Annotated in this window: 11 protein-coding genes; 8 read left to right on the forward strand and 3 right to left on the reverse strand. The window is 45.3% G+C overall.

Translation table 11 applies throughout. The features are described from left to right. Positions 1-114 precede the first annotated feature (114 nt). Positions 115-951 carry an outer membrane protein assembly factor BamD gene (locus QQL66_RS05715; protein ID WP_284379800.1) on the reverse strand — a complete coding sequence of 279 codons (837 nt, stop codon included), beginning with the start codon at positions 949-951 and terminating at the stop codon, positions 115-117. A gap of 148 nt (positions 952-1,099) precedes the next feature. Here QQL66_RS05715 and rluD point away from each other — a divergent pair, with 148 nt between their 5' ends. From rluD to clpB, 3 genes are all read left to right on the forward strand, one after another. Next, complete coding sequence (gene rluD / locus QQL66_RS05720) at positions 1,100-2,047, forward strand: 23S rRNA pseudouridine(1911/1915/1917) synthase RluD (RefSeq protein WP_284379802.1); 948 nt, start codon at positions 1,100-1,102, stop codon at positions 2,045-2,047. 20 nt (positions 2,048-2,067) lie between these two features. Beyond that, on the forward strand, positions 2,068-2,826 hold the full coding sequence (gene pgeF, locus QQL66_RS05725) for a peptidoglycan editing factor PgeF (protein WP_284379804.1): 759 nt from the start codon (positions 2,068-2,070) through the stop codon (positions 2,824-2,826). 129 nt (positions 2,827-2,955) lie between these two features. Next, positions 2,956-5,529, forward strand: coding sequence for an ATP-dependent chaperone ClpB (gene clpB, locus QQL66_RS05730; RefSeq protein ID WP_284379805.1), 2,574 nt, complete (start codon positions 2,956-2,958; stop codon positions 5,527-5,529). 130 nt (positions 5,530-5,659) lie between these two features. On the opposite strand, the gene QQL66_RS05735 is transcribed toward clpB, so the two are convergent. Next, positions 5,660-6,709, reverse strand: coding sequence for an alpha/beta fold hydrolase (locus tag QQL66_RS05735; RefSeq protein WP_284379807.1), 1,050 nt, complete (start codon positions 6,707-6,709; stop codon positions 5,660-5,662). A gap of 174 nt (positions 6,710-6,883) precedes the next feature. Further along, positions 6,884-7,321: a DUF4124 domain-containing protein gene (locus QQL66_RS05740; protein ID WP_284379809.1), complete on the reverse strand. Its 438-nt coding sequence runs from the start codon at positions 7,319-7,321 to the stop codon at positions 6,884-6,886. A gap of 413 nt (positions 7,322-7,734) precedes the next feature. Between QQL66_RS05740 and QQL66_RS05745 the strand changes: the two genes are divergently transcribed. The 5 genes from QQL66_RS05745 (at position 7,735) to QQL66_RS05765 (ending at position 13,477) form a co-directional block, all read left to right on the forward strand. Beyond that, positions 7,735-9,453 carry an acetolactate synthase 3 large subunit gene (locus QQL66_RS05745; RefSeq protein ID WP_284379810.1) on the forward strand — a complete coding sequence of 573 codons (1,719 nt, stop codon included), beginning with the start codon at positions 7,735-7,737 and terminating at the stop codon, positions 9,451-9,453. After that, positions 9,453-9,944 (forward strand): acetolactate synthase small subunit, encoded by a 492-nt coding sequence (gene ilvN / locus QQL66_RS05750; protein ID WP_284379812.1) that lies wholly within the window; start codon positions 9,453-9,455, stop codon positions 9,942-9,944. The genes QQL66_RS05745 and ilvN overlap by 1 nt, the downstream gene beginning before the upstream one ends. 106 nt (positions 9,945-10,050) lie before the next feature. After that, positions 10,051-11,070, forward strand: a complete 1,020-nt coding sequence (gene ilvC / locus QQL66_RS05755) for a ketol-acid reductoisomerase (protein ID WP_284379814.1) — start codon at positions 10,051-10,053, stop codon at positions 11,068-11,070. A 132-nt stretch (positions 11,071-11,202) separates the two neighbouring features. Continuing rightward, entirely contained in the window at positions 11,203-12,000 is a 798-nt protein-coding gene (gene pssA / locus QQL66_RS05760) for a CDP-diacylglycerol--serine O-phosphatidyltransferase (RefSeq protein WP_284379816.1), read from the forward strand. A 178-nt stretch (positions 12,001-12,178) separates the two neighbouring features. After that, the gene (locus tag QQL66_RS05765) at positions 12,179-13,477 is read left to right on the forward strand and encodes a hypothetical protein (protein ID WP_284379818.1); all 1,299 of its coding nucleotides are present in this window, start codon (positions 12,179-12,181) and stop codon (positions 13,475-13,477) included. The last annotated feature ends 211 nt before the right edge of the window (positions 13,478-13,688 follow it).

Here is a 13,688-nt window from a genome sequence, read left to right on the forward strand (position 1 = left end):
ACCTTATCGAACATAAAAAAGGCCAGCGTTTGCTGGCCTTTTTTTATATGTGCTCTTTCTATATGAACTCTTTTAACGTTTGGACTGTGTTGGGCTTGATTGTTGCTGTATCGATCAGCCTAGCAAGCCAAAGGTAAGAATGTTCAAGAAGGAACGTTGATCATTGGAGTGTACGTCTTCAATGATTAACTGTTTGTTCTGATCAAGTTTTGGGTAGTCCGGGTAATTGCTTACCAGGATTTGTAGTGTGTCATTGGCCAAGTCGTCGAGCCCAAGTTTCTGATAGGATTCGATCATGATAGCAAGTCCTTCTGGAACAGCACTGCTTCCTTGATAACGAGAAACGATGAATTGTCCTCGGTTCGCTGCAGCGGCAAAGGCTTGGCGACGAATCAGGTAACGGGCGGCAAATACCTCATGACGGGCAAGGTAGTCTCTCAGGTGAATCATGCGCTGGCGGGCGTCGGCCGCATATGGACTGTTAGGGTACTTACTGAGCAGTTCGTTAAATTCACGGAAGGCATCCTGCATGATCGCCATGTCCCGTTCTGCTCGATCGATGGATACAAAAGAATCAAAGAAACCACGGGTCATAAAATAGGTGGATAGGCCTCTCACATAGTAGGCGTAATCTACTTTTGGATGACGTGGGTGTAGGCGCAGAAAACGTTCAGCTGTCGCGTGTGCATTGGTGTAATCGTCCAATGCCATGTAGTTGAACATCAATTCCAACTTGGCTTGTTCGGCATAACGACCAAAAGGATAGAAGCCTTCCAATGCCGATAATTCTTTAATGGCCTGGAAGTATTGTTCGGTATCCATCAGCTCTTGAGCGTCAGTGTAATACTCAAGTTCTGTCTTCTCTGGCTCGTCTGGTTTTTTATCGTCACTGGCGCAACCAGCTAAAATAGAAAAAATTAAGAAAATGAAAGCGAATCTTTTTAACATCATGGACATGCAATAGATATAATGAGTCTTTAGGCCAAGCATTTAAGCATACATCAGCCAGGGGTTACAGTGATTTGGTTGATAAATTTATGGAATCATTAGATGTTGTCCGGAAGTAAAAGTTGCGTAATCAAAGGTATTTAATAACGGTATGTCTCGCCAAATTTCTGAATCACAAATTGTCCCTGAATCGCTTGCAGGTCAAAGGGTAGATCAAATCGCTTCACAATTGTTTGATGAGTACTCGCGTTCTCGCATTCAGGGCTGGATCAAATCGGGTGAATTAACCGTTGATGGTAAAACCTTGAAGCCCAAAGAAAAGCTTTGGGGTGGCGAGCAGTTGGCGATTGCTGCGGAGCTGGAAGATGTTAATCAGTGGACGGCTGAAGATATTCCGCTGGATATTGTTTATGAAGATGATGACATCCTGGTTATTAATAAGCCGGTTGGGTTGGTCGTGCACCCGGCGGCAGGTCATTATGATGGCACCTTATTGAATGCCTTATTGCACCATTATCCTGGTATTGAAGTGGTGCCTCGTTGTGGCATCGTGCATCGTTTGGATATGGATACCACCGGGTTGATGGTGGTGGCAAAAAATATTGAGGCGCAGAATGATCTGGTTGATCAGCTTCAAACCCGTGAGATGGGTCGGGAGTATGAAGCGGTCGTGCAAGGTGTGATGACTGGCGGTGGTGTTGTTAATGAGCCGATTGGTCGCCACCCGGTGAATCGTAAACGTCAGGCGGTGGTGTCAACCGGAAAGCCTGCTGTTACCCATTATCGTGTGTTGGAGCGATTTAAACATCATACTCATGTTCGACTGAAGCTTGAGACGGGTAGAACGCACCAAATTCGTGTTCATATGTCTCATTTGGGGTACCCGCTTATTGGCGATTCGCTGTATTCAGGGCGGATGAAGGTGCCTAAAGGGGCATCGCAGGCTTTACTGGATATGTTGCGTGGTTTTGGTCGTCAGGCTCTGCATGCGAAACGTTTGGAGCTTTTCCATCCAAGAACCGGCGATGAGCTAGAATGGGAAATTGATCTACCTGAGGATATGCAAGCGTTACTGGCGTGTCTCTCTGAAGAAGACTAAAGGAATAAAAGGTGTAGGTTATGGCTGATAAGGGAACATCACAAGAAAGCATTATTTGGGCAAATTGGCCTGCACCTGATCACGTTAAAGCCTGTGTGAGTACTCGCTATGGAGGCTTTAGCGACGTTCCGTACCAGTCGTTGAATATGGGCGATCATGTTGGTGATGACCCTTCATGCGTGGTGAAAAACCGGGCGAAATTTCTGCATTTAGCGGGCTTAAAGACGGTGGGCCAATGGCTGAACCAAGTGCATGGCATTCATGTGGTGGATGCCAGGGACGATGGTAAGGTTCGCGAAGGCGATGCGGTGATGACCGATCAACCAAATCTTCCGTGTGTGGTAATGACGGCGGATTGTCTTCCGGTTTTCTTTACCGATCAGGCCGGATCTAAAGTGGCTGTAGCGCATGCCGGTTGGCGGGGGTTGGTTTCCGGTGTGCTGGAGGAAACCATAAGTGCGATGGCATTGGAGCCAGCTTCATTAATGGCTTGGATGGGGCCAGCAATCAGTCGACATTACTTTGAAGTGGGACCGGAAGTCCGTCGGGAATTTATCGAACATGATTTAGCTGCAGATGCTGCCTTTCAGCCGGATTATATGTCTCGCGGTAAGTATTTTGCTGATTTATACGCGTTGGCAAAAATGCGATTGAATCATGCGGGTGTCGATGCCGTTTATGGCGGAAACTATTGCACATGGGACGATAACCGCTTTTTCTCCTATCGTAAGGAAGGTACCACAGGTCGTATGGCTTCGATGATTTGGATCAATAAATAACCATCTCATTGCGTTTCATCTCTTGAAACCGCTCCGAATAGCCCCTATCTATTTCTCAAGTTAACAATAAGTCGTCTGCGTCCTATTCGAATGATCTAACGCACTCGACTTGATATGAGGAATTTTTTTATGCGAATCGATCGATTGACCAGTAAGTTGCAGGTGGCTCTGTCGGATGCCCAGTCACTTGCCATTGGACGAGATCATAATTTTATTGAGCCTGTGCATTTAATGCAGGCGTTGTTGCAAGAGCCGAATAATTCGTTGGCTCCTGTCATTCAAAAAGCAGGTGGCGATCTGTCTGCACTCAAAGCCGGATTGGAAGAACACCTTCAGCAGTTGCCGACTATTTCGGGCAGTGATGGCGATGTCCATATGTCCAATGACATGGGGCGGTTATTGAATCGCGCGGACAAATTAGCTCAGCAAAAACAAGATCAATACATTTCCAGTGAGTTGGTGCTGTTGGCCGCATTGGAAGACAAAGGCCGTTTGGGTGATGCCCTGAAAAAAGCTGGCTTAACCAAAGATGCGTTGCAAAAAGCCATTGAAGAAGTTCGTGGAGGTGAATCCGTGCAGAGTCCAGAAGCAGAAGACCAACGTCAGGCGCTTGATAAATATACGGTTGATCTAACGGAGAAGGCCGAAGAAGGGAAATTGGATCCTGTTATCGGACGTGATGATGAAATTCGTCGAACCATTCAAGTGCTTCAGCGTCGTCGTAAAAACAACCCCGTTTTGATCGGTGAGCCAGGTGTTGGTAAGACGGCTATTGTAGAAGGTCTGGCGCAGCGCATCATTAATAATGAAGTGCCGGATGGTTTGAAGAATAAGCGAGTTCTGTCGTTGGATATGGGCGCGTTGGTGGCCGGTGCAAAGTATCGTGGCGAGTTTGAAGAACGCTTAAAAGCCGTTTTGAATGAATTAGCGAAGCAGGAAGGGCAGATCATTCTCTTCATTGATGAGCTACATACCATGGTCGGTGCAGGTAAGAGCGAAGGCTCGATGGATGCCGGCAATATGCTGAAACCGGCATTGGCGCGTGGAGAGCTGCATTGTGTGGGTGCTACGACGCTGGATGAATATCGTCAGTACATCGAGAAAGATGCTGCACTTGAACGTCGTTTCCAGAAGGTGTTGGTGGATGAACCGACCGAAGAAGATACCATTGCCATCCTTCGCGGTTTGAAAGAGCGCTATGAAGTGCATCATGGGGTCGAAATTACGGATTCAGCCATCATTGCCGCATCTAAATTGTCGCATCGTTATATTGCTGATCGTCAGTTGCCAGATAAAGCCATTGATTTGGTGGATGAGGCGGCGAGCCGTATTCGTATGGAAATTGATTCCAAACCCGAGAACCTGGATCGTCTTGAACGCCGTTTGATTCAGCTAAAGATTGAAGCAGAAGCCTTGAAGAAGGAAAGTGATCCTGCGTCTAAAAAGCGTTTGGAAGAGCTGATGAATACCATCAACAGTGTTCAGAAAGATTATGCCGATCTTGAAGAGGTGTGGTTAGCAGAGAAGGCCTCTTTGCAGGGTGAGCACCAAGTTAAAGCCGATTTGGAAAAAGCTCGAATTGATTTGGAGACGGCACGACGCAATGGCGATCTGACGTTAATGTCTGAATTGCAATACGGCACCATTCCAATGCTTGAAAAAGAGTTGGAGCGTGCCAGTAAAGCCCAATCCGAAGAGAAAACCTTGTTAAGAAACCGTGTTACCGAAGAAGAGATTGCCGAAGTGATTTCTCGTTGGACGGGGATTCCTGTAGCCAAAATGCTGGAAGGTGAGCGAGAAAAGTTGCTGCGCATGGAAGACGCGCTTCATGAGCGTTTGGTTGGTCAGGATGAAGCGGTCATTGCGGTGGCAAACGCGGTACGTCGTTCCCGGGCCGGACTTTCTGATCCTAACCGTCCAAACGGTTCGTTCCTGTTCTTGGGGCCAACCGGGGTTGGTAAAACGGAGCTTTGTAAGTCTTTGGCGGCCTTCTTGTTTGATACCGAAGAGGCCATGGTTCGAATCGATATGTCGGAGTTCATGGAGAAACACTCGGTGGCTCGTTTGATCGGTGCGCCTCCTGGTTACGTGGGGTATGAAGAAGGTGGTTATCTAACCGAAGCGGTTCGTCATAAACCTTACTCTGTGCTACTGTTGGATGAAGTTGAGAAGGCGCATCCTGATGTATTTAATGTGTTGCTTCAGGTATTGGAAGATGGCCGCTTGACCGATGGTCAGGGTCGCACCGTAGATTTCCGCAATACAGTGATCGTGATGACCTCGAATTTAGGTTCGGAAGTCGTTCAGGGTCGTACAGATGAAGTGAACTATGAAGAAATGAAGACCTTGGTGATGGATGTTGTTGGTCAGCACTTCCGTCCTGAGTTCATTAACCGTATTGACGAAACGGTGGTGTTCCATGCCTTGGGTCGTGAACAGATCGCGGGCATTGCCAGTATTCAGTTGGAACGCTTGTATCAGCGTTTGGCAGAACGGGATATGAAGCTTGAGTTATCAGAACACTTGATGTCGACCATTTGTGAGGCGGGCTTTGATCCTGTGTACGGTGCGCGTCCTTTGAAACGTGCGATTCAGCGTTACCTTGAAAATCCACTGGCTGAAGCTCTGCTGGGTGGGGAGTTCCTGCCGGGTGAAATGATTCAGGCTGATATTCAAGACGATAAGGTTGTGTTTTCAAAGTAGCGTTCTAAAGCTAATGTTTTTATAAAGCGGACGCATGCAGCAAATAAAAAGGCCAGACTGATGATTCAGTCTGGCCTTTTTATTGTGTTATATCGAACTTGTTTAGGTTGTTGCTTGATTGAGCGGTTAATTACGCTGCTGGTGCAACGTCAACTTCTTCTACCGCTTCCTCTTTTGTTGCCGTTTTAACCGTTTCCTTGTTTTCTTCTTTCAGGAATTTAATGGCGTCTTTAACCGTCTGCTCAGGGGTTTCTTCCATCGGAACATGACCTACACCCGGATAGACAATGGTTTGGGTGTTGGCGATGTCTCGTTCCCAGTTAGGAATTTGGCTGGTAGGTACCCACTTATCGGCTTCACCCCACATCAACAGCGTTGGTGCTGTAATCTGGTTGAAAGGAAACGCTTCTTTACCTGGTTTGCTCTTTTCGTAAATCAGTTTGAGAATTTCAGCGTAGGACTCCCGGTTTCCTTTTCTCATACTTAACTGCACATAACGCTTCATGTGTTCGGGCTTGATGCGCTTTTTATCACCATACACTTCTTCTACGTTCATGCTGACCATCAAAGGTGGTACTACTTTTTTCGAAAGGTGCCAGATGCCTGGTAGGTTCGCCATGGTAATTACCCAAGGCACGTCTTGTGGATAAGCGATGGGGTCTAGCAAAATCAATTTTGAAACACGATCAGGGTATGTGGCTGCATAATGGGCGCTCATGTAACCGCCAAGGGAGTTTCCGGCTAGCGCAAATTTATCCAGTTCAAGCATATGAGAAAAACTGTTCAGGAAGGTAATGAACTCATCTTTGTCGTATTCCATGTCTTCGTTCAGTGGACCGGTTAAGCCGAAGCCTGGTAGATCCATGCGGATGACTCGATAGTTCTTTTCCAGTTCTTTGGCCCAGTCATCCCAGGTATGCAGTGATGACATAATGCCGTGTAAGAGAATGATGGGTTCGCCTTCACCTTTGTCTTTATAGTGAACACGCAATCCTTTATAGGCGTACCACTGAGAATCTTCATCAGTGTAGGCTTTTTCAATGTCTTCCTGGCTGATGGTTGCAAGGCCCATGGCATGAATGCCGGAAGGACTGGCTTTCATTGCTGAACCAAAGCTTGAGCAACCTGTAACTGTGATTATGGCAAGAAGGACTAGTGCTATTCGTATTTGTCTGATCATGGCTATGGCTCCTATTTCGCAGCCTGTTATTCTTGTTATGCGTAAAATAATAACGAATTTTGTGATTACTCCGTTAGCCATAAATTGGCTAACGGTGCACATTTCTGAGAAGAGAGGGTAGTGATTTGAGTTTTAAACTCAAGTGGGAGGCACTGAAGGCCAGAATTCTGTCGTCTATTTGCAATTCTCGGCCATTTTTTTCTTAAGATCCGAGATTTGTTGTTGTCGTTGCTCTTCGGTGAGCATCACCACGGAGCCATCTTTATTACGTTGCTTGATCTGGTTTTTAGAAACCATTAGGTCATGACGCTTTTTGATGTCGTTACAATACTTGGCCATTTCTTCAGCGTCGTAGGCGACTGTTCCCTCGCCAGCGGCTTCTGGGTTTTGTTTTTCAGATTTTTGTGATGGGGCCATTCTTGAGTTCGGGCCAGACGCTTTCCCTGAGGTATGAATGGTGGTCGAATCGTGTTTTCCTGAGGGTTGGCTTCCGTAATGTGTAGTGCCATTTTCATCTACCCACTTGTAGAAAGTGTCTGCGACAGAAAATGATGTCAGTGCAGTAAGGCCACTAATTATGAGAGCGAATTTGAGTTGTTTTAGTGATTTCATGATCTTTTCTCAGAAAAATTTAAGTACTGAATAAGTGTAACCTAAAAAAAATCTCTTATAAGTCAAGAGAGATACTTTCTTCTATTGACTTTAATACGAGTGATGTCAGAATATCCAGCTCTAAAATGAGTCTAGATAATCGGGCAACCCCTGAATCAAACCTCATCTGGTGCATAAGCAAGTAGCCGCATGGCTTATGTGACCTGTCTCCAATCCTGTTTTTGGTCAACCACTAGAAACTTAGGATACAACGCCAAAAAAGCGTTACCGGAGCAACATGACTATGGCCGAACCTGCTATTTTACGTTGCTTTGATAATGTGGTGCATCACTATGAATCTGCTGCTGGCGTTAGCGGCGATTATGTAAATAATACGTGTGAATTTACACAATTCTTTTTTAGAGGACTCAAAGGTGGAATTACTTTCCGGCGGAGATATGCTTATTCGTGCTCTTAGAGACGAAGGCGTAGAGTATATTTATGGTTATCCGGGCGGTGCAGCCCTGCATATTTATGATGCTTTGTATCGCCAGTCCGATGTGAAGCACGTGCTCGTCCGTCATGAGCAAGCTGCAACACATATGGCTGACGGTTATGCGCGAGCTTCCGGTAAAGCGGGTGTTGTTCTTGTGACCTCTGGTCCTGGTGCGACGAATACAGTAACGGGCATCGCAACGGCCTATATGGATTCAATTCCAATGGTTGTGTTGACAGCCCAGGTTCCTACGCATTTGATTGGTGAAGATGCGTTCCAGGAAACAGATATGATTGGTGTTTCTCGCCCAATCGTAAAACACAGCATGTCTGTAAAAACTCCGGAAGAAATTCCTGAGGTTGTTAAGAAAGCATTCTATATCGCTCAATCTGGCCGTCCAGGCCCGGTGGTTGTTGATATTCCTAAGAATATGACATTGCCGAATGAACGATACGAGTACAGTTACCCAAGCAAAGTCAAACTTCGTTCTTATAACCCTGCCATGAAAGGTCATACCGGTCAGATTAAGAAAGCCGTTGATATGATCTTTGAAGCCAAGCGCCCGGTTATTTATGCCGGTGGTGGTGTTATTTTGGGTAAAGCCAGCCCACAGTTAACTGAACTGGCAAAATTGTTAGATGTTCCTGTAACTAATACCTTGATGGGCTTAGGTTCGTACCCGGCAACCGATCGTCAATACGTAGGCATGCTGGGTATGCATGGTACGTATGAAGCGAATATGACAATGCATCACAGTGATTTGATCATTGCTATCGGTGCTCGCTTCGATGACCGTGTAACCAATAACACGACCAAGTTCTGTCCAAACGCTAAGATCGTTCATGTGGATATTGATCCGGCATCCATCTCAAAAACCATCGATGCTCACGTGCCGATTGTAGGTCCAGTAGATCAAGTATTGGATGAAATGCTTGATTTGGTTAAGGCGTCTAAGAAAGTTATTGAGAAAGAAGCCTTGGCAAGCTGGTGGCGCCAGGTTGATGAGTGGAAAGCTTATCATGGTATGCGTTATAGCACTGAAAGTGAGTTCATTAAGCCACAGCAAGCCGTTGAGATGCTTTACAAAGTGACTAATGGTGATGCGTATGTGACCTCGGATGTAGGTCAACACCAGATGTTTGCGGCTCAATACTACAAGTTTGATAAGCCAAACCGTTGGATTAACTCCGGTGGTTTGGGAACGATGGGCTTTGGTCTACCTGCTGCGATGGGGATCAAGCTGAACTATCCAGACAATGACGTAGTATGTGTTACTGGTGAAGGTAGCTTCCAGATGAACATCCAGGAGCTTTCAACCTGTAAACAATATAACTTGCCTGTGAAAATTTTGAACCTGAACAACCAGGCGTTGGGCATGGTTAAACAGTGGCAGGATTTGAACTACGAGGCGCGTCACGCTCATTCATACATGGAGTCTTTGCCTGACTTCCAGAAGTTGATTGAAGCATATGGGCACGTTGCAATGCGTGTTGAAAAACTGAGTGACCTTGAGGCCGCAATGACAGAAGCCTTTGCGTTGAAAGATCGCTTAGTGTTTATGGATGTAATGGTTGATCCGACCGAACACGTGTACCCAATGCAGGTACCGACAGGATCAATGAGAGATATGATGTTGAGTAAGACGGAGCGTACCTAATGAGACACATTATTTCAGTATTACTGGAGAATGAGCCGGGTGCGCTATCTCGTGTTGTTGGTTTGTTTTCTCAAAGAAACTACAACATTGAGACCCTGACAGTAGCACCAACAGAAGATCCGACATTGTCTCGTTTGACGGTGACCACGATTGGCTCTGATAAGGTTATCGAGCAGATCACTAAGCAGCTAAACAAGCTGGTGGAAGTGGTTAAATTGGTTGATCTTACCGAAGGTGCTCATGTTGAGCGCGAATTGCTGTTGATCAAAGTACGTGCTTCCGGTGCTCAGCGCGCTGAAATTAAGCGTACAGCGGATGTTTTCCGTGCTCAAATAATTGATATGACGCCGTCGGTTTATACCATTCAGGTGGTGGGAACTTCGGATAAGTTGGATGCCTTTATTCAAGCGATTGGTAATGCATCGGTTCTTGAAGTTGTTCGCTCTGGTGTGTCTGGTATTGCACGTGGCGAAAAAGTACTTGGCCTTTAATAAATTCCATTTGGCGTTGTTTTGAGCAGTAGGCTGACGCCAGTTAAAAAAGACTATACAATGCCGAGCTTTATTTGGCTTGGCGACTGAAAAATTGAGGAATACCATGCAAGTTTATTACGATAAAGATTGTAACATCGAGATCATCAAAGGTAAGAAAGTAACTATCGTTGGTTACGGTTCACAAGGCCACGCTCACGCTTGTAACCTTAAAGACTCAGGTGTAGATGTAACTGTTGCTCTTCGTGCAGGTTCATCTTCAATCGCTAAAGCAGAAGCACACGGTCTTAAAGTTATGGACAACGTTGCTGATGCAGTAGCTCAAGCTGATCTTGTTATGATTTTGACTCCAGACGAGTTCCAGTCTCAGCTTTATAAGCAAGACATTGAGCCAAACTTGAAAGAAGGTGCAACTCTTGCATTTGCACACGGTTTTGCAATCCATTACAACCAGATCGTTCCTCGTAAAGATCTAGACGTAATCATGATTGCTCCTAAAGCACCTGGTCACACTGTACGTTCTGAATTCGTACGTGGCGGCGGTATTCCTGATTTGATCGCTATTTTCCAAGATGCGTCTGGTAATGCGAAAGATGTTGCTCTTTCTTACGCTTCAGGCGTTGGTGGTGGTCGTACTGGTATCATCGAAACTACTTTCAAAGATGAAACTGAAACTGACTTGTTCGGTGAGCAAGCTGTTCTTTGTGGTGGTGCTGTTGAGCTTGTTAAAATGGGCTTCGAAACGCTTACTGAAGCTGGTTACGCTCCAGAAATGGCATACTTCGAATGTCTTCACGAGTTGAAATTGATCGTAGACCTAATGTTCGAAGGTGGTATCGCGAACATGAACTACTCAATTTCTAACAACGCTGAATACGGTGAGTACGTAACAGGTCCTCGCGTAATCAACGAAGAATCTCGTAAAGCAATGCGCGCTGCATTGAAAGACATTCAAGATGGCGTTTATGCTAAGAAATTCATCCTAGAAGGTCAGTCTAACTACCCTGAGATGACTGCATGGCGTCGTAACAACGCTGCTCACCCAATTGAGCAGGTTGGTGGTAAGCTACGTGAGATGATGCCTTGGATTGCAGCGAATAAAATCGTTGACCAAGAGAAGAACTAAGTCTTCTTGTAGTAATAAAGAGCGCGGTTTAGACCGCGCTTTTTTGTGCCTGTAGGGAAATAGCCGTTTCTTTCATTGGCTTGTCATCTAATTTTCCCTAGAATTATCCTGTTATTTTTTGGGATTAATATTATGTCTAAAGTGGAAGATCAAAAAGAAACTGAATCGCCAGTTGTGGCAGAAGTGGAAGCTTCTGAAGAGTCATCTCAAGAATCGGTTAAGAAGGCTCGTCATAAAGGCGTTTATTTATTACCGAACATGTTTACTACGGCTGCATTGTTTTCTGGATTTTATGCCGTTGTTGCATCAATGAACGGTCACTTTGAAAAAGCTGCAATTGCCATCTTTGTTGCAATGATTCTTGATGGCTTGGATGGACGGGTTGCTCGTTTGACGAATACTCAAAGTGACTTTGGGGCGCAATACGATAGCTTGTCCGATATGGTGGCGTTTGGTATGGCGCCTGCCTTAGTAGCCTTTACTTGGTCCTTACAGTCTCTGGGGCAAGTGGGTTGGGTTGCGTCGTTTATCTTTGTTGCTTGTGCTGCACTTCGGTTGGCTAGATTCAACACACAAATTGATGTTGTTGATAAAAAGTATTTCATCGGATTAGCTAGCCCGGCTGCCGCCGCGATTGTTGCTGGCATGGTTTGGACCTACGCTGAAAGCGGTGTAAATGGAACGGATATTTCTTGGTTTGCTGCTGCTGTTGTGGCATTGGCTGGAATCTTGATGGTGAGCAACGTTCGCTACACCAGCTTTAAAGATTTTGATCTTAAGAATAAAGTGCCATTCATTGCGCTTATTTCTATGGTGTTAATTATTGCTTTGGTTGCGCTGGATCCTGCCCGTGTTTTGTGGGTTGGTTTCATGATCTATGCGGCATCTGGGCCGGTAATGATGGTTTGGGAAAAACGAAAGGCCTCATAAATACGTCATGTATAGAAAGAAAAGGCGAGTCATTGACTCGCCTTTTTTGTTTGTGGGCGACGAATTCCTGAAATAATCGGAAGGTGTCCAGAAAGTCCATGAAAGCGTCTTTTAGATTCAAAAGTGAAGTAGAGTATTTGCTCTAGCATTGATTGAAAATAATAAAAATAAGAGATCAATGATGACTAATTCTACTGTACGCCTCACCTTGTGTGGGTGCGTTATATGCTGTTCTGCATTAACCCGAGCCGAGCTTGTTCCTATGGGGGATGAAGAGCTCTCCAGTATGTCCGGGCAAGCGTTTATCACAATTGATGAGCCAGATCCTATTGTTCAGGACACAACAACCTATAAATACACTCGAATCAATTTAGGTATGGATATTGAAGCCATTCTCACCGCTGATGAGTTGGTACTCGGTAAGTATCAAGATGATCGAGATATAACAAACTCGGGCGCTGATATTGATATGAGGGATCTTGCGTTAGGTAAATACTTTAATCCGCATGACTATTATCAGGTGAACAGTCAGGGGGATATTGTCTATGGCAGTGATGGTTATCCAAAGCCTGATCCTTCCAAATTCCCAATTAATCCTGCGACGGGGCGGCAGTATGAAATGTCTGATGCGGGTGCGCCGATGCCATTCAGTATTAAAGATCCATACATAGAGTTTGCATTCAAAGAAGAAAATGGCGTGCAAAGTATTGCTGGGTTTAGATTGGGCTTTGGTGGTGCCTCAGGTGCATTTACTACGGATATCGCTTCGCTATCAGGAAACCTTGATGTAGTCATTGAGGATACGGCTCAGGCGTTAGGGACTCAGGACCCAGATGGCTTCTTTGGGATTCTATTGAAATATGTTGCCCCATTACTTTTGGGGGACAGTAAGCTTTCAACGCGTGCTGTTCTTCAACAGGGCCCTGATGATCCGAATCCGGGACAAAAGTTGGATTATCGCGCAACGCATATTGGTGTAGAGGATGGCACAAACTTTCGGGTAGATGCGAGTGATGTGGGGACATTAAATTGGTTTCTGTTGAAAACGTCCATGGATTTATTTGCGCCACCGGAATCTGGCGCCACAACGACATGTACAAGTCGGAATTGGCTGGGGAGTTGTACTGGTGGGGATATCGACTTGTATACAAGTGATTGCCAGGTAGCAGGGATTGAAACTTGCTTTCCGCTAAATAAATATCAAACGTTGGATATTGGTAATGGGGAAGAGGCAGGAGGAATGTTTTTGGGAGTGCAGGTAGAGCAACTCCCTTGGCGAAGTGATGTTTTTATTCCTGCTGATCCAAATGATCCGTTAACTGATGGTGAGTATGTAGAAGGAATTATGCATGCCGGTAAAGGCTTTTATCTAAATATTCCTACGGGTGGAATTAATTTGGATCTCAAGCAGGCGGTAAATAATGGTTTGCCACGGCATTCAACTCGTTATACGGATGCAAGTTTGGGATTATTTTGAATTAAATAATCAATTCTTCGTTATTTGGTCATTAGTTTTACTGGATATTGAAAATCCAAACGATAATTTCCGTTGGTTAAATGCTGTCCAGATGTTGAGTTGTTGTCGGAGGTTTGTGCTTTGGATAGGGTGGTTTTGAGTGCTTTTTGATCGGTGTTGATGGTTCTTTGAGCGATTTAAAATTAATTTGAGTTTTTTTGAATTTTTTATG

It is taken from the genome of Litoribrevibacter albus, assembly GCF_030159995.1.
Taxonomy (GTDB): domain Bacteria; phylum Pseudomonadota; class Gammaproteobacteria; order Pseudomonadales; family Litoribrevibacteraceae; genus Litoribrevibacter; species Litoribrevibacter albus.